This window comes from Geodermatophilus sp. DSM 44513 (assembly GCF_032460525.1).
Taxonomy (GTDB): Bacteria; Actinomycetota; Actinomycetes; order Mycobacteriales; family Geodermatophilaceae; genus Geodermatophilus.
The window spans coordinates 4,157,523-4,178,421 of record NZ_CP135963.1; the positions used below are offsets into that span (position 1 = coordinate 4,157,523).

The following is a 20,899-nucleotide window of genomic DNA, read 5'->3' on the forward strand; positions in this document are numbered from 1 at the left end:
CATCATCCCAGTACGCGACAGCGCGCCTGTTGCAGACCCGGCGGTTCACGGAACTGTCCCGGACTCTCGGCAGGGGCATTCGTCAGCTCGAAACCCCATACGGCCCTGGTTTGCCCTGACGGCTGCGGTCTAGAACACCCTGACGGGCCACGCTGGCGCGTGGCGCCGGCTGCGCCGGCATCAACGTCCGCCTACGGCGGGCTGTCCTTCTCATCCCCCGACCCGTCCGGCAGCTCAGCGTAGGGGCCTCCCGCGCCGGCTCCTCCCGACCGGACCAAGATCCTTCCGCCCTTCGGGCGCTCCGCTGCGGAAGCAGTCTTGGTCCGGTCGTCCCCCGCCGTCGCTCCCGGCCCCTGAGCAGAGCTCTTTGCCGGACGGGCCGGGGGAATGGGTGGGAAGGACACCCCTTCCGTAGTCCCTCCGTACCGGCATCGGCTCCGGTTCACAGGAGGGGTTCACATGACCAGCACAACCACCAGCACGACAAGGAGACGGAAAGGCACCCGGGCGCAGCGCAGCCCGGCCAACCGGGAGGCGACCGACGCCGCCCGCGCGGCGCGGATCGCCGCGCTGCACGAGCAGATCGGCGCCCAGGTCGAACGGCTCACGGCCGACCCGCAGTGGCGCGCCATGCTCGACACCGCCGCCAGGTTCCACCGCTACAGCCTGGGCAACCAGCTGCTGATCATGGCCCAGGCCGCCGACCGGGGCTTCACCCCGACCCGGGTAGCCGGATTCGGCACCTGGAAGGCCCTGGGCCGCTCGGTGATCAAGGGACAGCGCGGACTCGCGGTCCTGGCGCCCTGCACCTACCGTGCCGGCAGCGACCACGACCAGGGGGCCGAGGAGCGGGCCGGCGAGACCGCCGCAGAAGGTAGCTGCGGCGGGCCCGCCGACCGCGAGGACGGTACGCCGGGGCGGCGGGTGCTGCGCGGATTCCGCGTCGTGCACGTCTTCGACGTGTCCCAGACCGACGGCCAGCCGCTGCCCGAGATCCGGCCGGAGCTGCTGACCGGCGACGCCCCCGCCGCCCTGTGGGCGGCGCTCACCGACCAGGTCGCCGCGCACGGATACACCGTGACCCGCGCCGACTGCGGCCCGGCCAACGGGATCACCGACCCCGCAACCCGCACGGTGCGCGTGCGCCCGGACGTCGACGGGGCGCAGGCGGTGAAGACCCTCGCTCACGAGCTCGCCCACATCGAGTGCGGGCACACCGCCCACGGGTTCGACTACCTCGGCTGCCGGGGGCAGGCCGAGGCCGAGGCCGAGTCGGTGGCCTACATCGTCACCGCCTGGGCCGGGCTGAACTCCGGGCCCTACACGGTGCCCTACGTCGCCGGATGGTGCGGTGGGGACACCGCCGTGCTGCGGGCGGCCGCAGCGTCCGTCACCGCCGCCGCCGGGCGCATCCTCGCCTCCCTCGAGGGTGACGACGACGGCGGCGACCCGGAACCGGCCGGCCCAGCCAGCCAGCCAGCCCCGGACACCGCCGGTGTCCTGCTGGTCGCGGCGTGAACGGGAGCGCGGTCATGCTCGCCGTCCTCCCCGCCAGCAGCGCGGCCACCGTCGACCCGGGACTGTCCCCCGACTGGACCGGCAGCGGCCTGCGGATGAGCGCAGCCGCCACCGAGGCCGCCCTGGCCCAGGCGCTGCAGACGGCCGCCGGCCACCGGTGCCCGCTGGTCATCGACTGCCCCGACCGCGACGCCGCCGCCGTGCTGATCGGCGTCCTCGCCCAACTGGCCACCGCCGGCGGCCTCGCCGTCGGCGTGGTCGTGCACACCGGCCCGCACGGCTGCCAGCTACGGGCCGTGCTGCCCCGGCTGTCCGATCGCCGCTGGTGGCCCTTCTGGGCCATCCGCTCCCCCGGCGGCGCGTCATGACCGCCGACCCCGTCCCCCATCCCACCGACACCACCACCGAGCAAGGAGTTTCTGCCATGACCACCGACAACACATCCACCTCCACCGACAGCGCGACGGCCCCCGACACCGCCGCAGAGCTGCGCGTGCAGCAGCTGGACCCCCACTCGCTGCTGGTCGACGCCAACGTGCGCCACGACACCCGCGCCGACGCCGACCTCGTCGCCAGCGTCCGCGACCTCGGCGTGCTGGTGCCGATCGTCGCCGTGCGCACCGCCGACGGGCGGCTGCGAGTCCGCCTCGGGCACCGCCGCACCCTGGCCGCCATCGAGGCCGGGCGGCCCACCGTGCCCGTCGTCGTCACCGCCGACGAGACCGTCGGCGACGCCGCCGAGGTGGAACGGCTGGTCACCCAGTGGGCGGAGAACGAGCACCGGGCCGGGCTGACCACCGCCGAACGAGTCGGCGTGATCGCCCAACTCGCCGCGTTCGGGATCAGTCCCACGCAGATCGCCAAGCGGACCCGCGTCAAGCGCGGCGAGGTCACCGCCGCCCTCGCGGTGGCCGGATCGGACCTGGCGCAGGCCGCGACCGTCCGCCACGACTTCCTCGACCTGGCCCAGGCCGCCACGGTCGCGGAGTTCGAGGACGACCCCGAAGCGGTGAAGGCCCTCGTGCTGGCCGCCAGGGGCGGGCAGTTCGACCACACCGCGCAGCGGCTGCGCGACGCCCGCGCCGAGACCGCCGAGCGGGCGCGAGTCGCCGACGAACTGCGCACCGCCGGTATGACGGTGATCGACCGCCCCGGCTACGGCGACACCGCCACCGACCTGCAGCGGCTGACCGACACCGACGGGGTCCAGCTCACCGCGGACAACCACGCCGGATGCCCCGGCCACGCGGCCTACGTGACCACCCTGTCCGGCTACGTCACCCCGGGCGCCGAACTCCCGACCTCCGACGACGCCGGCACCCTCGACGACCCGGAGGACTCCGACGAGGCGGGAAACCAGTCGCAGCCGGTGTGGCGGTCCTGGATCGGTGCCCGCTACGTCTGCACCGACCCCGCCGGGCACGGACACCACGACCGCTGGGCCACCTCCGAATCGGATGCCGACCGCAAGAAGGCCGCCGAGATGGACGAGGGCGAGCGGGAGGCCGCCCGCGCCCAGCGCCGCGACGTGATCGAGTCCAACAAGGCGTGGGCCAGCGCCGAGACCGTCCGCCGGACCTGGCTGCGCGCGCTACTGACCCGCAAGACCGCGCCCAAGGGCAGCGCAGCGTTCCTCGCCGCCGCGCTCGCCCACGACGGCACCATGGTCACCGGCGCCGGCGGCAACCAGCTGGCCGCCGAACTCCTCGGCTGCACCGAGACAGCCGGCTACGGCCGATCCACTGCGCTCGCCGGCCTGGTCGAGCAGGCCGGCGAGGCCCGCGCCCTGACGCTGGCCCTGGGCCAGGTGCTCGCCGGCTACGAAGAGTGCACCGACCGCTCCGACTGGCGCACCGTGCGCCCCCACACGGCGCGCTACCTGCGGTTCCTTCAGTCCTGCGGCTACACCCTGGCCCCCGTCGAGCAACGGGCCTGCGGCGAGCAGCCGCCCCCGGACGCCCCGCCGGCCGAGGACGAGGCCAGCGGACTGGACGAACCCGAAGCAGCTAACGCACCCTGATAGCCGGCTGGCCGCCCCGTCCCCCCGTGCGGGGTGGCCAGCCGCCTCACACCCTGCTCTTCTCGGTGCCGACCCCCTCGCGTCACCCCGCCGCCCCCTGCAGTCACACCCCTGCCGCTCCCCCACTCATCCGGCCCCATCGCCCGGGCCAGCACACGACGACGAGCCCGCCGATCGACCAGCCAGCCCGCCCACTGGAGATTCCCCCGCCCTATCAAGATCACGAGCCGACACACGTCTTGCACTGTCGGTCAAAAGGCCGCATATCGACGGAAAGTTGACACTTCGGGCGTCAGCTGGGCGCCTTCTCGTCAGGTGGTCACCCTCCGGTGCGTCGCTGACCTGAGGTGGGACCGGTCGCCGCTACGTTGATGCGACATTGTCGCGTTTCCGTTGACAGCTGGGGGCTCCGGGTTGGCGAAGGTCCCTGGCTCGGCCGGGCTGGTGCTGGTCGACGGAGTCGTCCATCTGGACGAGGCGGCCGCCGTGTTCGAGGCGATGCTCACCGGCTGGGCCAGACAGCAGAAGTCACGGATGCTGGCCGATGCGACGGTGGAGCCGCGGCTATCGCTGCTGCGCCGGTTCACCGAGTTCACCGAGGGCTACCCGTGGGCGTGGACGGCGGCGGACGTGGAGGACTTCACCGCCTCGCTCACCTCCGGTGAACAGCGGCTGGCGCCGGCCACGATCCGCGGTTACCACCTGACGCTGCGGATGTTCTGCGACTACCTGACCGACGCCCGCTACGAGTGGCCGCGCCAGTGCCGCGACCGGTTCGGTCAGGTGCCCACCCAGGTGTGTCACGAGTGGAACACCGTTGCGCACCTGACGGACTACGAGGGCCGGCCGGGCCGGCGCCCGCTGGCCTATGACGAGCTGCAGCAGCTGTTCGACCACCTCGACTCCCGGGTCGAGGCGATCGCCGGCTCCGGTCGCAAGGGCGCGCTGGCCGCGCTGCGCGACGCGCAGATGATCAAGACTTGCTACGCGTTCGGGTTGCGCCGCAACGAGCTGTGCCGCCTCGACGTGGCCGACCTGCGGCCGAACCCGCACGTGCCCGACTGGGGTAGCTACGGGTCGGTGCATGTGCGCTACGGCAAGGCGATCCGTGGCGGCGTCCCGCGCCGGCGCACCGTGCTGGCGGTGCCGGAGTTCGACTGGGCGATCGCCGGGCTGCGGCAGTGGACCGAGCAGGCCCGCCCGATCCTGCGGCCGGCCGATCATCCGGCGCTGTGGGTCACCGAGCGGCTGACCCGGGTCTCGACCAAGCACCTGGACAAGCGGTTCGCGGCGCTGCGCGCCGAGGCCGGGCTGCCGGCGGAGCTGACCCTGCACTGCCTGCGCCACTCCTACGTCACGCACCTGATCGAGTTCGGCTACCCGGAGCGGTTCGTCCAAGAGCAGGTCGGACACGCCTACGCCTCGACCACGGCGATCTACACCTCGGTCAGCAACGACTTCAAGAACCAGACGCTGCGCGCGGCGCTGGCCCGGGTCTACACGCCACCACCGGCGGCCACCGAGACGACCACGACGACGAAGACGGCGACGCCGATGAGGACGACGACCGGGACGGAGGCAGCCCGATGACCCGCCGAGTGGAAATGCGCTGGCACCTGCGGCAGGTGATGGCCGGCCGCGGCATCTTCCAGACCAGCGAGCTGGTGCCGCTGCTGGCCGACCGCGGAGTGCACCTGACCCGGCAGTACGTGCACAAGCTGGTCACCACCCCGCCGCAGCGGGTCAACGTCGACCTGCTCGCCGCGCTCTGCGACATCCTCGACTGCCAGCCCAGCGACCTGCTCGAGCCCGTCGTCAAGCAAGCCGAGCGGACCAAGACCGGCACCGACACAGCGAAGGAGGGGCTGGGCATCGGAGAACTGCGCCCGATCCGGGCCACCGTCCGCCGTCCCCGCGAGGACCGGTGACCCGCGGCTGGTCGACGACGACCTGCGGGCAGTGCGGCCAGCTACGCCCCTGTCACCGCAAGATCCTCGAGCAGTGGATCTGCCAGACCTGCGTGCTGCGCTTCCGCCGCGCCCCGGCGTCCTGCCCGGGCTGCGGTGGGCTGAAGGTGTTGGCCTTCTATGACGCCGGCCGCCGCCCGGCCTGCGCCGACTGCACCGGCCACGACCCGGTCTACGCCTGCCCGGCCTGCGGCCGCGAGGACAGCCCGTTCGGCCGGCACTGCGGGCCCTGCACGCTGCGCCAGCAGCTGACCGAGCTGCTCACCGACCCCAGCGGAGGGATCCACCCGCAGCTGCAACCGGTCTTCGACGCGCTGATGGCCGCGCCACGGCCGCAGACCACGCTCTACTGGCTGACCCGCGCCTCCAGCCGCCCGGACATCCTGCGCGACATGGCCCGCGGCGAGCTGGAGATCTCCCACGCCGCCTTCGAGACGCTGCCCTCCAGCCGCGCAGTCGACTACGTGCGCGACCTGCTCGCCGCCCTCGGCGTCATCCCGCCCTACCAGCTCGCCGTCGAACGCATCGTCCCGTGGCTGCGCGAGCTCCTCGCCGACCAGCCCAAAGCCAACGCCGACCTGATCGACCGATTCGCCCGCTGGCAGCTGCTGCGCCGGCTACGGCTACTCGCCGAGCGCGACCGGGTCACCCGCGGCGGAGTACAGCACGCCCGCGAAGCCGTCCTCGGCGCCACCCGGTTCCTGCACTGGCTCGACGAACACGACACCACCCTCGCCACCGCCACCCAGGCCCAGCTCGATGACTACCTGGTCCGTCACCCCGGCCGCGGCCAAAGCCTCAAGACGTTCCTGGACTGGACCCAGCGCAGCGGGCTGAGCCCCCAGCGGGCCATCCCCATGCCGGAACGGGCGCTGCCGCAGGTCACCCTCTCCGACCAGCACCGCTGGCAGCAGGTCGAGCGACTGCTGCACGACGACGACATCCGCCTCTACGTGCGCATCGGCGGCCTGTTCCTGCTGCTGTTCGCCCAGCCGCTCTCCCGGATCTGCCGCATGCGGCCCGAACAGATCACCACCGAGCCCGGCGGAGCCGTGAGCGTCACCTTCGACGAAGTCCCCATCCAGCTGCCAGACCCGCTCGACCGGCTCGTGCTCGACCAGCTGGCCCGCCGCGGCCAGGCCTCCTACGCCAGCCGCCCCGACCGCTGGCTGTTCCCCGGCGGCCTGCCCGGCAAGCACCTGGTCACCGAGAACATCCGCTCCCAACTCGTCGCGCTCGGCATCCAACCCTCCGCCGCCCGCAAGGCGGCGATGCTCGACCTCGCCGCCCGGATGCCGGTGCCGATCCTCGCCGAGCTGCTCGGTCTCTCCCCCAACACCGCCACCCGCTGGGCCACCCTCGCCGCCCGCGACTGGAGCCAGTACGCCGCCATGCGGCGGGCCTGACACCCCGATCTCGGAGAGCAATAGGGGGCGGTTCCAATATGCGCCTCCACCGATAGAGCGGCGCATGTCGACAAGGGCGATGACCCGCACCAGCACGTGGGCGATCGCTGCGACATCGGCCATCTCGCCATCTGACGGCCTCGTCGATCCGCCGGCGCGGCAGTCGCTGGGATCAGTGCAGCCCTCTGCCCGCCGTACTTCTCGGGCTGCCCGTCAGCGCCCACGTCATCCATGCTGGGCTGCACGGCAGCGTGATCGACGGGCCGCGCCTGGCAGGGGCAGTTGAGGGTCCCCGAGGTCGTGGCGCGGCCCCGGTTTCACTCGATGCTGTCCAGCTGATGATCGGGCTGGCCGACGCGTGCCACCCCGTCGCTGGCGGAACTCAGCGCTGCGGCGGTAGCGAGCAAGGTCGTTGCGCCACTGCAGCTGGCCTCCGGTGGAACTGGAGAGGAACTGGAGGTTGCGCTTCTACCGTCCGCGGCCGTGATGTCGCTGCACAAGCTGACCGCCGGAGACGGCTACGCGTACCTAACGCGGCAGGTGGCGGCCTTCGACGCGACGGACCGAGGCCACGCCGGGCTGGGGGACTACTACTCGCAGCGCGGCGAGTCCCCCGGCCGGTGGGCCGGGGCCGGTCTGGCTGGCCTCGGTGGGCTGCAGGCCGGCCGGGCGGTGAGCGAGCAGCAGATGATGGCGCTGTTCGGTGAAGGCCGGCACCCGGATGCCGCCCGGCTGGAGCGGGATGCGTTGGCCGCGGGGAGATCAGTGGAGGAGGCTCGGGCGGCCGGGGCGCTGGGGCAGCCGTTTCTCACCTTTCCCGCCTCCAGCAACAGCTTCCGGGCTCGGTGCGCCGAGAAGTTCGCGGCCTTCAACACCGCCAGAGGCTCGCCGCGAGACGCTCCGATCCCGGCTCAGGACCGAGCCCACATCCGCAGCGCCCTGGCCAAGGACATGTTCGTCGAGACCTATAACCGCCCGGCGCGCGACGCGCGGGAGCTGTCGGGGTTCGTGGCGCGCGCCTCCCGGCCGGCGACCAACGCGGTGGCCGGCTACGACCTCACCTTCTCCCCGGTCAAATCGGTCTCGGCGTTGTGGGCGCTGGCGCCACCAGAGGTGGCCGAGCAGATCGAGGCCGCACACTCCGCGGCCGTCGCCGACGCCCTGTCCTGGCTGGAGGACAACGCCAGCTTCAGCCGGCTGGGCGCCGGTGGAGTGCGGCAGGTGGAGACCACCGGACTGATCGCGGCGGTGTTCACCCATCGGGACTCCCGGGCCGGGGATCCGGATCTGCACAGCCACATGGCGGTGAGCAACAAGGTGCAAACCCGGGACGGGCGATGGCGGGCGCTGGACGGTCGGGTGCTGTACAAGGCCGCGGTCGCCGCCTCCGAGCGGTACGACACCCGGCTGGAGGCCCAGCTGGTCACCCGCCTCGGCGTCCGGTTCACCAACCGCCCGGGCCGAGACCCGGGCCGGCGCCCGGTGCGGGAGATCGCCGGGATGGACCCGCGGCTGCTGGCCACCTGGTCCTCCCGGCGGCAGGCCATCGAGGCCCGCCGCGGCGAGCTGGCCGCAGGCTTTCAGGCCGACCATGCGCGGACCCCCACGGCGACCGAGGCGATCGCGCTGGCCCAGCAGGCCACCCTGGAGACGCGGGAGGCCAAACACGAGCCGCGCTCGCTGGCAGAGCAGCGGGCGGCCTGGCGGCGGCAGGCACTCGGCGTGCTCGGCGGGGCGACAGGGCTGTCCCGCATGCTCGCCGACGTCCTGCGGCGCCGGACCCCATCGTCTCCCCGGGCCACCGAGGCGTGGGCGCGGACGGCCGCCATCCAGGTGCTGGACACAGTTTCCGCGCAGCGGGCCACCTGGCAGCTCTGGCACGTCCGCGCCGAGGCCGAACGAGTCGTCCGCACCGCGGCTCTGGCGCCCGAGGAGGTGGATGCCGCGGTGGCCACGATCACCGAACGGGCGCTCTCCCCGGCCCTGTCCATCCCGCTGGGTGACCCGGATCCGGCGGTCGAGCCGCCGCAGCTGCGCCGCTCCGACGGCGCCAGCGTCTACACCGTGTCCGGCGCCCAGCTCTACACCTCCCAGAAGGTGCTGGACGCCGAGGCCCTGCTGCTGGCCGCGGCCGGCCGCGCCGACGGGCGGCGGGTCGACCCGGCCGTGGTGGAGCTGGCGCTGCTGGAGGCCACCGCCAACGGCATCGAGCTCAATCCCGGCCAGGCGCAGCTGGTCCGCGAGCTGGCCGGCAGCGGCGCCCGGACGCAGCTGGCGATCGCGCCGGCCGGTGCCGGCAAGACCACCGCGCTGGCCGCCCTGGCCCGCGCCTGGACCGCCAGCGGCGGCAGCGTGCTCGGCCTGGCGCCCTCGGCGGTGGCGACCACCGCACTGCGGGAGGCCATGGGCACCTCCTGCGACACCCTCGCCAAGCTGGTCTGGGCCCTCGACGCCGACCCGCTGCCCAACCGGTTCGCCGACATCGGGCCGGGCACGCTGGTGGTCATCGACGAGGCCGGCATGGCCGGCACGCTCGAGCTGGCCCGCGCCGTGGAGCACGTACTGGGGCGCGGCGGGTCGGTGCGACTGGTCGGTGACTCCCAGCAGCTGTCCTCCGTGGCCGCCGGCGGCGTACTGGCCGAGATCGCCGCCACCCACGGCGCGGTAACGCTCACCCAGCTGGTTCGCTTCACCGACCCGGCCGAGGCCGCGGCCACCGTCGCCATCCGCGACGGCGACACCACCGGGCTCGGGTTCTACCTCGACCGCGGGCGGGTACACGTCGGCGACCTGGCCACCTGCGCCGATCAGGCCTACGCCGCGTGGGCCGCCGACCGCGCCCGCGGCGCCGACGCGCTGCTGCTGGCCGGCACCCGCGAGGTCGTCCAGCAGCTCAACGAGCGGGCCCGGGCCGACCGCCTGGCCAACCTGGGCGAGCCGTCGGGTGCTGAGGTCGTGCTGGCCGACGGCACCCGGGCCAGCGCCGGGGACCCGGTCATCACCCGGGCCAACAACCGCGCGCTGCCGATCAGCGCCGTGGACTGGGTGAAGAACGGCGACCGCTTCACGGTCACCGCCATGCGTTCCGACGGCGCCCTCGCCGTCACCCACACCGCCACCGGACGCCGGATCACCCTGCCCGCCGACTACACCCGGAACCATGTGCAGCTCGGCTACGCGAGCACCGTGCACGGCGCCCAGGGCATCACCGCCGAGGCCTGTCACACCGTGCTCACCGGCACCGAGTCCCGGCAGCTGCTCTACGTGGCGCTCTCCCGCGGCCGAGCCGCCAACCACCTCTATCTGTCCACCGTCGGCGACGGCGACCCGCACGGCGTCATCAGCCCCGCCGCGGTGTCCCCGCCGACCGCCACCGACCTGCTGGTCGCCATGCTCACCCGCGACGGCGCCCAGACCTCGGCCGCCCAAGCCCGCCGGGCGCTGTCCGACCCGGCCGAGCAGCTGCACTCGGCTGCCACCCGCTACGCCGACGCGCTGCGGGTCGCCGCCGAGCACCATCTCGGAAGCCCGACTGGAGAAAAACTGGAGAACGCCGCCGAACAGCTCCACAAGGGCCTGACCAGCGCAGCGGCGTGGCCGACGCTGCGCGGGCACCTGGCCCTGCTGGCCGTCTGCGGCGCCGACCCGATCCGGGCCCTCACGGCCGCGGTCGAGGCCCGGGAGCTCGACAGCGCCGCCGATCCGGCGGCCGTTCTGGACTGGCGGCTGCACGTCCCCGGCCGCACCGGACCGTTGCCCTGGCTGCCCGGCGTGCCGGCGCCCCTGGCCGCCGACCCGCACTGGGGGGCCTACCTGACCGGTCGCGCCACTCACCTCAGGCAGTGCGCCCACCGGATGGCTCAGGCCGCCGCCGCGATGACACCGGCCACCGCCCCCGGCTGGGCCCAACCGCTGCTGGACCCGGAGCACGGCTGGCTACGGGCGGACCTCGCCGTCTGGCGCGCCACGCTCGGCGTTCCCGACAGCGACCGGCGCCCCACCGGCCCACCCCGCCTGCCGGCGGCCGAACGGCAGCACCAGCGGCAGCTGGACGACGCCGTCGTCGCCGCCGGCCCGACCCGAGGCGGTTCGGTGTGGGCGGCGCTGGCCGACAGCATCGCCCCCCGCATCCGCCGTGATCCGCACTGGGCCGCACTCGCCGACCGGCTGGCCGCCGCCGACCGCGCCGGCCGCGACGCCGCCGGCCTCCTGGCCGCGGTGGCGGCCCAGCGGCCCTTGCCCGACGACCTGCCGGCCGCCGCCCTCTGGTGGCGCCTGGCCCCCCACCTCACCCCCGCCAGCGTTCCCGCCGCGCCGGGCGCCGTGGTGCTCCGGCCCGCCTGGTGCCCGGCGCTGCTGGACCTGCTGCCCGGCCAGGACATGCAACGGGTGCTGGCCGACCCCGCCTGGCCGGCCCTGGTCACCGCGGTCACCACCGCAGCCCGCGCCGGCTGGCCCCCAGTCGAGCTGCTCAGCGCCGCGCTCGCCGGCCTCCCCGCCGCGGTGGTGAACGACCAGACGAGCACCGGGCTGGTAGAGGCGCTGGTCTTTCGGATCGCCGCGCTCACCGACCCGGCCCCCCTCGACGCTCCCGAGCCGCTGCCGGCCGACCTGCAGCCCCCCGACGACGCGCACCATCTGCCCCCCGTCGACGTGCCGGCCGCGGTCACCACGACCGCCCCGCCCGGCGTGCCCTCCGGTGACGAGCCGGCGCCGTTCGACCCCGACTACGACACCCCACCGGCGACGGCCGCCACGGGGTACCTCACCCCGGACCCGTTCACGACAACCGGCACGCTGGGGGCCGACGACGAGGCGGACTACCTGCTCGAGCAGCACTTCTGGGCCACCGCCACCGTCGGTCGCGAGCGGCTCATCGAGCTGCACACCCAGGCCGCCGCCTTCTTCACCACCCACTACCCCGACTCCTGGGCACCGGGCTACCTGCGCCAGCGGCTGGGCACCGACCTCGCCACCGATCCGCGGTTCAGCCCCGGGTACGCCCCCGCCGGCTGGACCTCCCTCGTCGACCACCTGCGCAGCGGCGGCGCCACCGATGGCGAGCTGCTCGCCGCCGGCCTCGCCCAACGGGCCCGCACCGGAGCACTGATCGACCGATTCCGCGACCGGCTCACCTTTCCCATCCGGGACACCGACGGCGCCATCCGCGGCTTCATCGCCCGCCGCAATCCCGCCGCCGCCGACGACGACCGCGCCGGACCGAAGTACCTCAACACCCCCAGCACCGACCTGTTTCGCAAGGGCGAGCACCTGCTCGGGCTCTACGAAGGCCGCCAGGCACTGGCCGAGGGGGCCACCCCCGCTCTCGTCGAAGGGCCGATGGACGCCATCGCCCTCACCCTGGCCACCGACGGGCAGACCGTCGGGGTCACCACCCTCGGCATCGCGACGCTCGGCACCGCCCTCACCGACCGGCAAGCCGACCTCCTCCGGCCCTACCTCTCCGCCGAGGGGCCCGGCATTCTGGTGGCCACCGACAACGACCCCGCCGGACTGCAGGCCGCCGAACGCATCTTCTGGCAGCTCACCGCCCGCGGCGGCGATCCCCGCCGACTCGCCCTGCCCCATGGACTCGACCCCGCCGACCTCTTCCACCGCGACGGCGCCGCCGCGCTGCGCGCGGCCATCGACACCGCCGGCAGCCTCGCCGGCCACCTCCTCGACGGCCGCATCACCGCAGCCGCGGGCGACGGCACCGCCTCCGCGGTCAGGGACGCGGTGCGCGAGGCGGCGGCCATCATCGCCGCCCTGCCCCCGGCCCGGTGGCTCACCCACATCGACCGCGTGACCAACGCCCTCCAGCTGCCCCCGGGCACCGTCCACATGGCCGTGCTCGACGCCAGGCCGAGCCCCGCCGTGCCGCCGGTCACCGGCGTCTCCACCCGTCCCCCACGCAACCCCTCCCGCCCGGGGCGGTCGACAGCACAACACCGCACACCCCCAGGCCTCTCCACCAGCCACGCGCGGAACGCGCCAGGTGTCCGCCCAGACACCGGGCCACCGACTCCGTAACCGACAGATCCCCGTGCCTGCCGGGCCACAGACGGCGGTGACAAGTCGCCGTCCAGGTGGATCCGCGGAAGGGACCACGTGGATCCACCGCCCAGATCACCGAGCAGCGCCACGCCCCGAACGAAGCGCCAGTGACCGATACCGCCGCCAGTTCAACCGGGCGGCACAAGAGAAGTTCGAGGGACGCCGGCATGACGACTGATGGCATCGGCGCCGGTGACGACCCCGGCATCTTGTCACCCGCCTGGTGCAGAGTGGCAGCACAGGTCTGGACGACGAGTCCCAGGAGTGGAGATGGCGAACGCCGAATGGAAACGCCGCCGTAGAGATGCCTGTCGGCTGTCGGCTGCCGCACCGGCCGTGCTGCTCAGCACCTTATTGGTGACATTCGCGTTCAGTTGGCTGACCCGGTCGACCCTGATCGCCGTGATCGCCTGGCTCGTGTGCGCGCCGCTGCTATTGCCGCAACGTCCCGTGGAGCGCTTCGTCGTCGGCACCATGTTCCATTTCCGCAGGCCGACCGGCCGGGACGCCGAATGGCTGAACTGGCTACAGGGAGAATGTGAACACCTACGATGCGGACTCGTCGGCGCTCCCGTGGCACGGGACTTAGACTGGTACGTCATCGAGGACAGTCAGCCGAACGCCTTTGCAGCGGGACGTCACTCCATCGCGATCACCACCGGCCTCCTGCAACGGGTGTACGCCGGTCACCTGACCCGGGACGAGCTACTGGCGGTGGCGCTGCATGAGGTCGGCCACCACGCCGCTGGCGACACCCGGCACGGACTCGTGATCTGGTGGCTGACCTGGCCCTGGCAAACCGTCCGGCTGTTCGCCGTCCGACTCGGCCACAGGATCCGGCCCTTCGGCGCCGGTGCGGTGCTCACACCGGTCGTTGTCGCCGTGGCCATCTGTCGGGTCGCGACCGGTGGAAGCTCTGGCGCACAAGCCTCGTCGACGATCGCCGTGCTGAGCGCTGCCCTTCTCGCCGCCTACGTCCAACCGGTTGTCGAGGCCGCGATCAGTCGTGACAGAGAACGGGCAGCCGACGCCTTCGTCGACAGACTGGAACTGGGATCGGCCTTGGCGACGGCACGGCAGAAGCTGGACCGAAGCCACCCGGCCGGAGCGACGGTCTGACGACCCGACCAGGGCTGGACGCCAGATGGTGTCCGCCCTCTGGCGTCGGTGGCATGGGGGCCCGTGCGGATAGAGATGTGTCTTGCGCCGATGCTGAGGATGCTGAGGATGCTCACCTGCGTGAACGGTGACTTCACAGGTTCGACGGCCGAGGCCTACCGACGGTGCTGCACCCCCACGCCGCGTCCGGGGAGAGGTTGGTCGAGGACGTGCCGGTCAACGTGCTGGTGGGAAAGCGGCCGATCGCCTGACCGACAGAACACCCCGGCTAGGTTCGTCCGGCGGCCTGGCCGGGCGGGCGGGCGCCGTGGCAGGTCAATGCACGGTGATCGGATTGTCGGACACCGGCAACGCCGAGGCGGTGGCCACGACGTGGTCGATCAGGCCGTACTCGAGCGCCTGCTCAGGGGTGAACCAGCGGTCGCGGTCGGAGTCACGCTCGATCTGCTGGACCGGCTGACCGGAGTGCTGCGACTGCAGCTCATTGAGCTCGCGCTTCAGATTGCGCAGCATGTCGGCCTGGATGGCGATGTCCGACTCTGTGCCGCCGACCCCGCCCGAGGGCTGGTGCATCATGATCCGTGTCCGGGGCAGCGAGAAGCGCTTGCCCGGCGTGCCGGCGGTGAGCAGGAACTGCCCCATCGAGGCGGCCATGCCCATGCCGTAGGTGGCGACGTCGCAGTCGATGAACCGCATCGTGTCGTAGACGGCCATGCCGGCGCTGACCGAGCCGCCGGGTGAGTTGATGTAGAGGTGGACGTCCCGGTGCGGGTCGTCGGCCGACAGCAGCAGCATCTGCGCGCACAGCTGATTGGCGATGTCGTCGTCGACCTGGGTGCCCAGGAAGATGATGCGTTCGCGCAGCAGTCTCTCAAAGATGGCGTCCTGCAGGTTCGCGGGCGCCCCCGTGCCGCGGAGCTGGGAGATGTTCTCGTTTGTTGCGCCGGGGTTCATGGGTCTTCAGACCTTCCGTCGAGCAGGGTGACCGTCGCCGGAAGTCTCTCGGCAATGAAGCGGGAAAGCATGACCAAATGGTTCTTTACGCCAACTGCAGAATTGTTGCGCTTACCGCAGAATGCCATTGACATGGGTGCCTCGATGACATTAGGGCGACGACCGGTCCGGCGCTGCGGCGCGCCGTCGAACGTCACCACAGTCGCGTTCGTCAGTGGAGAAAATCGCCGGCCCGACGGATCTACGGCTCCGGCGTCAATGGCGTGCCGCAGTGGTGGCGGTGCAAGGGTTGCCGGGCCGAATCGAGGGCTTGAGCCACGCGTTGGGCACGGCCGAGCAGACGCTCGGGCTCGCCCTGGGGCCGAGCCGGTGAGGCATGGCCGCTGGTGTGAGGTGTCGAACTGGGCCGCGCCGGCCGGTCGGTGCAGTGAAGCGCGTCGACCAGCGCAACTGATAGCGAACCGGCGCGGCGCACAGCGTCGCCGAGGTCGTCGAGGTCCCGCCCGCGGGCCTGGACGCGGCGACCGGCGATGACGTCCCCGATTCGCTGTTCGGGCATCTCATCCATGGGTGGCAGGTGGCGGGCGTTGGCATGCAGCTGCCCGGTGCGTGCCCAGTGCCGCACGGCCGCGGTGAGCTGGTCGGCGAGCACGGGGAGCTGCGTGGCGATCTGCTGAACGCGGCCGGCCAGGCTTGGGACGTCGTCGCGGTCGAGGAGGGCCGCTAGGTCGGCGGGCGAGCCGATGTCCGCGCGCAGGCTGTCGGCGAAGGTCTGCGCGGACCGGATGACCCCGCGTGGGTCGGTGTGCCTAGTCGGCTGGCCGTCGTCGAAGGTCATGCTGATGCGGCCGGCCAGCTGCCAGGCGGCCGCGGTGACCAGCAGCGGTCCGGGTTCGCGGCCGGTGGTGGCGGCGCTGACCGCGGCGGCGCAGCGGCTGCCGATCTCGACGGCGGCGACGGCGGCTCGGAACTCCCGCAGCGTCAGTTCGTCGGTCCGCGCGGCCCGGTCCAGGGCGGCGGTGAGCGCACCGGCCGCGTCTGCAGCGGTGAGGTCCCGGCTGGTGCCGGGGACGGCGGGCACGGGAACTAGGGCCTGTCCCGCGGATCATGCGCGGAGCCAGAGCACCGCGCTGACCAGCAGCAGCGTGGCCCGGTAGTAGGCGGCCCGCTTGGCGTAGCGGGTGGCCAGGGCGCGGAACTGCTTGAGCCGGTTGAAGCACCGCTCGACGACGTTGCGCTGCTTGTATCGGTCGCGGTCGAACTTCGGCGGTCGCCCGCCGGCCGACCCTCGGGAGCGCCGGTGCGCCCGCTGGTCGCGCTTCTCCGGGATCGTGTGCGCGATCCCGCGGCGGCGCAGCGCCCGTCGGGTGGAGGGATGGGAGTAGGCCTTGTCAGCGATCAGGTGATCGGGGCGCTTGCGCGGCCGCCCGGGGCCGACGCGGGGCACCCGGATCCCGTCGAGCAAGGGCAGCAGCTGCGGGTTGTCCCCGGCCTGACCGGGCGTGCAGAGCACCGACAGCGGCAGCCCACGCCCATCCACGGCCAGATGGATCTTGCTGGTCAGCCCGCCCCGGGAGCGGCCGAGCGCCTCGCCGTCAACGGCGAGCGCCTCGACCGGGTCGCTGCAGCCCCCTTTTTCCGGGCGCCAGCGGCGTGCTGGTGCGCCCGAACTGAGGAGGAGTCCACGCTGATCGTCCACTCCACCACGCTGACGGCGTCATCCTTGACTACCACCTGGGTGAGGATGCGGTCCCAGGTGCCATCGGCGGTCCACTTGCGCAGCCGCTCGTGCACGGTCTTCCACGGCCCGTAGCGCTCGGGCAGATCCCGCCACGGCACGCCGGTCTTGGCCTGCCACAGGATGCCGTTGATCACCTGCCGGTGATCGCGCCACCGCCCACCCCGACCACCGGTCGCCGGCAGCAGCGGCTCGATCCGGGCCCAGGCGGCGTCGGTGAGTTCATGTCGGCCGACCACGGACCAAGCCTGAATCACACCGATGCAAGATCGCCAGGACAGGGCCTAGGCGCTCGAGCACCACCGCGCCGGCGGCGGTGGGTGGGTGGGTCTGGGCGTCGCGTTCCACGGCCGTGGCCAGCCGGCGAATGGTGCTCAGCTCGGCGACCGCGGCTCGGGGCAGCAGCCGGTGGCCGAGCCGGGCGCAGTCCTCAGCCTGGGCGGCGAGCTCGACGGTGACGGCCCACCGGTGGGATCGGCCCATGATGGCCCGGTCTCGGCCGATCAGGTCGGCGGCGGCGCCGGCGAAGTCGGTGAGCGGTCCCCCGGTGGCCGGCCACAGCCCCCCGGCTGTCGTGCAGGCGGCGGCGAGTTCGGCGGCGGTGGCCTGCCGGAGGCTGCTGCCGGGGGTGAGGCCGTCGTGGGTCAGGCCGGTGAGCGCCCGGCCCAGGTGCGCCAGGGCACCGGTGACGTCCTCGATGCTGGTCGACGCCCGGGGTGCGTGGGTTCGTTCGGCGAGGGCGTCGAGCAGCTGCTGCACGGTTGTGGCCACCGGTCAGCCCAGCCCGCGCAGGGCCCGCCGTGCGACGCGGGCAGCGTCGAGCACCTGGGTGCGGGCGAAGGTGTCGGGGTCCAGCAGAGCAAGGGCGCCCATGGCCGCGCGGATGCTCGCAGCCGGGTCGCCGTCGATCAGCGGGATGGGTTCGGCGCGGCCGCCGGCGAGCTCGAGCAGTTCCGCGGCGTAGAGACAGTTCAGGGCAATCTCGGCGGGTACCTGCTCTCGGTCGGCGCCGACGGCGTCCAGCAGCGAGGCGGCGTAGCTGAGCGGATCGGTGGGCACGTCGAGGCTCATGTGTCTCCTTCATCAGCGGGGTGCGTTCGAGGCTGGGCCGCCGCGGCGGCCGGGTGGGGCGCCGCGGCGGATCTGTGGATGGTCCGTCGCGCCGTGCACAGCCGAGCCACCGGTCCGGGGAAGCACGGGCAGGCTGAGGACGGCGGCCGGGCAGTCGTCGAGCAGCCGCCAGTGCAGCTCCCGGCCGGGATGCCGGACGGGCAGCGGCGCGGCGGCGGCGAGCTCCGGTAGCCGGGTGGCCACGTCGTAGCCCGCGAGGGAGGCGCGGGTCAGCGCGGCAGCCAGCAGCGGCCAGTCCGGGCCCACCACCAGACGGGGATCGATCCGTGCCACGGTCGCCTGCCAGGCGCTGGTGGCGCACTCCGAGTCACCGGAGGCGTCGTCCGGCTCGCTTTCCAGATCCGCGGCGACCAGCAGGATGTGCGCGGCGATCGTGCGCCGCCGCCGCTGGGTCGGCGCGTCGCGCCAGGCGGCCAGCAGCTGCGGGGTGTGCCGGGTCATCCAGCGTCGGCTGACTCGCACGCCGTCGACCAGCGCCACCCAGTCGTCACGTTCGTGCCCGCGTGGGGAGGTGCTTCTCACCGGTGTCCTCCCTCGACGGCGAGGTCGGCGTCGAACAGCGCCCGCCGGGCAGCCGACGCCTGGAGGCTGTCGTAGTCGGCGGCCCAGGAGCGGGCGGGCCAGTCGGTGTGCCGGCCCGGTGGGCAGCCGATGCCGAGCCGCTCGGCCATGCGGGCGTGGAAGGCGGGCAGGGCGTAGCGGTGCCACTCCTCCAGCGCATGCGGGCCGGTGGTGTCGGCGGCGGCCAGCCGCAGGCAGGCGAGCACCGCGAGCTCGTGCGCCAGATGCGGGTGGCGCGGCCAGCAGGAGGGGATGGCGTGCGCGGTCTGCCAGGCGTAGGTGTGGTTGAGCCAGGCGGCGACGGCGTCCAGCCAGGGCCACAGCTGGGCCCGTACCCGTGGCTCGCAGGTGGCCGGGTCCCAGGGGCGTTCCAGCAGATGCAGCCCGGTGAGGGGAAGGCCGGCGTCCTCGACCTGCCGCAGCTGGTCCAGAGCGGCGCGGACCTCCTGCGGCGGTCGGGGGAAGGCAAGCGCCAGGTCCGGGGTGGTCATGGGATCTCCGGTCGGGTCGGGGTCAGGCCGGCGCGGGCGGCGGCGTCGTGGGCGCGGCCAGTGGGCTGGACCAGCGGCGGGGTGTGGGTGCGGGCGGCGGCGACGCGGTCGCGGGCGGCGGCCTGGGCGGCGAGCAGCTCTGCGCCGCGGGGCCCCGTGATGCACCGGGTGAGTCCGGCGATCAACGGTGGGGCGTTCTCCGCGATCACCAGCGCTCGCCCCGGCGGCAGTTGACGGATCTCTTCCGGCCGCAGCACGGGCACGGTCTCGCCGTGAGTGGACCGGGACCAGCCGGCCCCGGCGTAGCTGTAGGAGGTGCGCCGGACCCGGGTCGTGCCGAGCAGGTCGGACAGCTCGCGGTAGAAGGCGCCGTCCTTGCCGCCGCCGAAGGCGACGATCACGTTCGTGAGCCCGAACAGCGCGTGGGCCTCATCCTCGCCGTAGATCAGCACGAGCTGCCGCCAGGTCTGGGCGGCGTAGACGAAGCTGACGCCCAATGCCCGGTCGTTGGCCATCCGGGTGCGCAGGGTGGGCAGCGGCGCGGTGGAGGGCAGCTCGTCCAGGCAGGCCAGCAGCGGCGGGCACAGCCGACCCGTCGGTCCCCTGCTGGCCAGTTGCAGGGCGGTGTCCAGGACGTGCTCGGCCAGCGCGGTCATCAGCGGGGACGCCGAGGCGTAGGGGTCCTCGCGACCGAGCAGGTAGATGGTGCCGCCGGCGGCAAGCAGCTCGGCGACGTCGGTGGCCGGACGTCCGATCCCGGGGGTGCAGCGGCGGCGGATGTCGGCCTGGAAGAACAGCGCCAGCGCCTGCTGCACGGTGGTGGCGGTGTTCCCGGCGGTGCGCGGGTCACCCTGCAGGGCGCCGTGCAGCAGCCCGTCCCAGAACGGTGCCGCATCCGGGTGACCGCGCAGGATATCCACAGGCTGCGTGGTGGCCTGGGGGTGGGCGGCCCACTCCAGGACGTCCTCGATGGTCCGGCCGGTCAGCGCGGCGGCGTGCAGGTAGGCCTGCAGCACCTTGGCCGCCTCGAACGCGTAGAACCGGGCCGCCGCCTCGGTGGTGCCGCCGGTCACCGCGCCGGTCACCGTGCCGGCGGTGAACGCCTTGGCGCGGCGCTCGGCGAGCATGGGGTCTCCGCAGCCGGCCACCGGATCCCAGACCAGCTCCGGCAGGCCGGGCACGGCCCCGAAGGGGTCGAGGACGGCGATCGGCCGGTCGGCGGTGGTGCGGGCGTCGACGCTGAGCAGCAGGTCCTCGGCCTTGGTGAGCGTCACCAGCGCCGCGCCGGGCGCGTCGAGGAGGGCCGGGGCGAGCAGGTCGAGGGTCTTGCCCGAGCCTTGCGGGCCGTAGACGCCGGTGGTCCGGTCGAAGGGCACCCACAGCTCCCCGGCGGCGGGCACAGCGGCGCGGCCCAGCCGCCACCCCACCGCGTGCGGGTCCCCGGCCGCCGGTCGGGCGCCGAGCATCCGGTCGGGCGGGAGCAGGTCGGGGCGGATGAGGGGGGCGACCCGGCGCAGCCGGGCGCGGCCGAGCACGTCGGCGATCTGGCCGCGGGTGGCCATCCCGGATGGCATGCGCAGCAGCCGGTGTGTGGCCCAGACCGCTCCCCCGCTGCCGGCCAGATAGAGGACAAACCCGGCGGCGATGGCGGTGTACACGACTGCCGGCGACGGCGCCGCCGCGGCTTGGGCGGCATCCAGGCCGGCGGTGCGGTCGCCGGTCAGCAGCCCGCCGACAGAGGCGACCAGGGCGGCCGTCCCGTGCGGCCACATCCAGCCCGCGCCGGTCAGGAGTGCTGCGGCGGCGCGGCCGGCCGGCAGCACCAGCGCGGCGGCTGTCAGCCATACCAGGGCGGCGGCAGTCGGCATTTCCCAGCTGGCCGGGCCGACGTCCGGGTGGGACCGGCCGGCGCTCACCGCGGACCTCCTGCGTTCGTT

At 73.4% G+C, this 20,899-nt stretch carries 16 protein-coding genes; 8 read left to right on the forward strand and 8 right to left on the reverse strand.

Annotated features, from left to right (window positions below; translation table 11 throughout):
* Positions 1-459 precede the first annotated feature (459 nt).
* From RTG05_RS20115 to RTG05_RS20150, 8 genes are all read left to right on the forward strand, one after another.
* Positions 460-1,518: an ArdC-like ssDNA-binding domain-containing protein gene (locus tag RTG05_RS20115; protein WP_166526588.1), complete on the forward strand. Its 1,059-nt coding sequence runs from the start codon at positions 460-462 to the stop codon at positions 1,516-1,518.
* Positions 1,515-1,886: a hypothetical protein gene (locus RTG05_RS20120; protein ID WP_166526589.1), complete on the forward strand. Its 372-nt coding sequence runs from the start codon at positions 1,515-1,517 to the stop codon at positions 1,884-1,886. The genes RTG05_RS20115 and RTG05_RS20120 overlap by 4 nt, the downstream gene beginning before the upstream one ends.
* Before the next feature lie 56 nt (positions 1,887-1,942).
* Entirely contained in the window at positions 1,943-3,538 is a 1,596-nt protein-coding gene (locus RTG05_RS20125; RefSeq protein WP_166526590.1) for a ParB/RepB/Spo0J family partition protein, read from the forward strand.
* Between the two features lie 414 nt (positions 3,539-3,952).
* Positions 3,953-5,128, forward strand: coding sequence for a tyrosine-type recombinase/integrase (locus RTG05_RS20130; RefSeq protein ID WP_166526591.1), 1,176 nt, complete (start codon positions 3,953-3,955; stop codon positions 5,126-5,128).
* Positions 5,125-5,466: a helix-turn-helix domain-containing protein gene (locus tag RTG05_RS20135; protein ID WP_166526592.1), complete on the forward strand. Its 342-nt coding sequence runs from the start codon at positions 5,125-5,127 to the stop codon at positions 5,464-5,466. Before RTG05_RS20130 ends, RTG05_RS20135 begins: the two co-directional genes overlap by 4 nt.
* A complete protein-coding gene (locus RTG05_RS20140) occupies positions 5,463-6,911 on the forward strand; it encodes a hypothetical protein (protein ID WP_166526593.1) in 1,449 nt (482 codons plus the stop codon). The genes RTG05_RS20135 and RTG05_RS20140 overlap by 4 nt, the downstream gene beginning before the upstream one ends.
* A gap of 486 nt (positions 6,912-7,397) precedes the next feature.
* Entirely contained in the window at positions 7,398-12,944 is a 5,547-nt protein-coding gene (gene mobF, locus RTG05_RS20145) for a MobF family relaxase (protein WP_315912592.1), read from the forward strand.
* Positions 12,945-13,238: 294 nt separating this feature from the next.
* The gene (locus tag RTG05_RS20150) at positions 13,239-14,087 is read left to right on the forward strand and encodes a M48 family metalloprotease (protein ID WP_166526594.1); all 849 of its coding nucleotides are present in this window, start codon (positions 13,239-13,241) and stop codon (positions 14,085-14,087) included.
* 315 nt (positions 14,088-14,402) lie between these two features.
* Here the strand turns inward: RTG05_RS20150 and RTG05_RS20155 are convergent, their stop codons facing one another.
* The 8 genes from RTG05_RS20155 to RTG05_RS20190 all read right to left on the reverse strand — a co-directional run bounded on the left by RTG05_RS20155 (position 14,403) and on the right by RTG05_RS20190 (position 20,878).
* Positions 14,403-15,041, reverse strand: coding sequence for an ATP-dependent Clp protease proteolytic subunit (locus tag RTG05_RS20155; protein ID WP_166526595.1), 639 nt, complete (start codon positions 15,039-15,041; stop codon positions 14,403-14,405).
* 241 nt (positions 15,042-15,282) lie between these two features.
* On the reverse strand, positions 15,283-16,122 hold the full coding sequence (locus RTG05_RS20160; protein WP_166526596.1) for a hypothetical protein: 840 nt from the start codon (positions 16,120-16,122) through the stop codon (positions 15,283-15,285).
* A gap of 24 nt (positions 16,123-16,146) precedes the next feature.
* Positions 16,147-17,018, reverse strand: a protein-coding gene (locus RTG05_RS20165; RefSeq protein ID WP_396349614.1) for an IS5 family transposase whose coding sequence is annotated in 2 segments (ribosomal slippage) — positions 16,147-16,646 and positions 16,646-17,018 — 873 coding nt in all. Because the reading frame shifts where the segments join, the coding sequence is not laid out codon by codon here.
* The gene (locus RTG05_RS20170) at positions 17,002-17,550 is read right to left on the reverse strand and encodes a hypothetical protein (RefSeq protein WP_315912082.1); all 549 of its coding nucleotides are present in this window, start codon (positions 17,548-17,550) and stop codon (positions 17,002-17,004) included. The genes RTG05_RS20165 and RTG05_RS20170 overlap by 17 nt, the downstream gene beginning before the upstream one ends.
* 3 nt (positions 17,551-17,553) lie before the next feature.
* On the reverse strand, positions 17,554-17,850 hold the full coding sequence (locus tag RTG05_RS20175; protein WP_166526597.1) for a hypothetical protein: 297 nt from the start codon (positions 17,848-17,850) through the stop codon (positions 17,554-17,556).
* Positions 17,851-17,862: 12 nt separating this feature from the next.
* Complete coding sequence (locus RTG05_RS20180) at positions 17,863-18,432, reverse strand: hypothetical protein (protein WP_166526598.1); 570 nt, start codon at positions 18,430-18,432, stop codon at positions 17,863-17,865.
* Complete coding sequence (locus tag RTG05_RS20185; RefSeq protein WP_166526599.1) at positions 18,429-18,962, reverse strand: hypothetical protein; 534 nt, start codon at positions 18,960-18,962, stop codon at positions 18,429-18,431. Before RTG05_RS20185 ends, RTG05_RS20180 begins: the two co-directional genes overlap by 4 nt.
* Positions 18,959-20,878 (reverse strand): type IV secretory system conjugative DNA transfer family protein, encoded by a 1,920-nt coding sequence (locus RTG05_RS20190; RefSeq protein ID WP_208104685.1) that lies wholly within the window; start codon positions 20,876-20,878, stop codon positions 18,959-18,961. The genes RTG05_RS20185 and RTG05_RS20190 overlap by 4 nt, the downstream gene beginning before the upstream one ends.
* Between the last annotated feature and the right edge of the window lie 21 nt (positions 20,879-20,899).

Excerpts from the sequence above, each read along its gene's own strand:
- RTG05_RS20115 (WP_166526588.1), top strand. The coding sequence starts at position 460 with ATGACCAGCACAACCACCAGCACGACAAGGAGACGGAAAGGCACCCGG.
- RTG05_RS20125 (WP_166526590.1), top strand. The coding sequence starts at position 1,943 with ATGACCACCGACAACACATCCACCTCCACCGACAGCGCGACGGCCCCC.
- RTG05_RS20135 (WP_166526592.1), top strand. The coding sequence starts at position 5,125 with ATGACCCGCCGAGTGGAAATGCGCTGGCACCTGCGGCAGGTGATGGCC.
- mobF (WP_315912592.1), top strand. The coding sequence starts at position 7,398 with ATGTCGCTGCACAAGCTGACCGCCGGAGACGGCTACGCGTACCTAACG.
- RTG05_RS20150 (WP_166526594.1), top strand. The coding sequence starts at position 13,239 with ATGGCGAACGCCGAATGGAAACGCCGCCGTAGAGATGCCTGTCGGCTG.
- RTG05_RS20155 (WP_166526595.1), bottom strand. The coding sequence starts at position 15,041 with ATGAACCCCGGCGCAACAAACGAGAACATCTCCCAGCTCCGCGGCACG.
- RTG05_RS20175 (WP_166526597.1), bottom strand. The coding sequence starts at position 17,850 with ATGAGCCTCGACGTGCCCACCGATCCGCTCAGCTACGCCGCCTCGCTG.
- RTG05_RS20185 (WP_166526599.1), bottom strand. The coding sequence starts at position 18,962 with ATGACCACCCCGGACCTGGCGCTTGCCTTCCCCCGACCGCCGCAGGAG.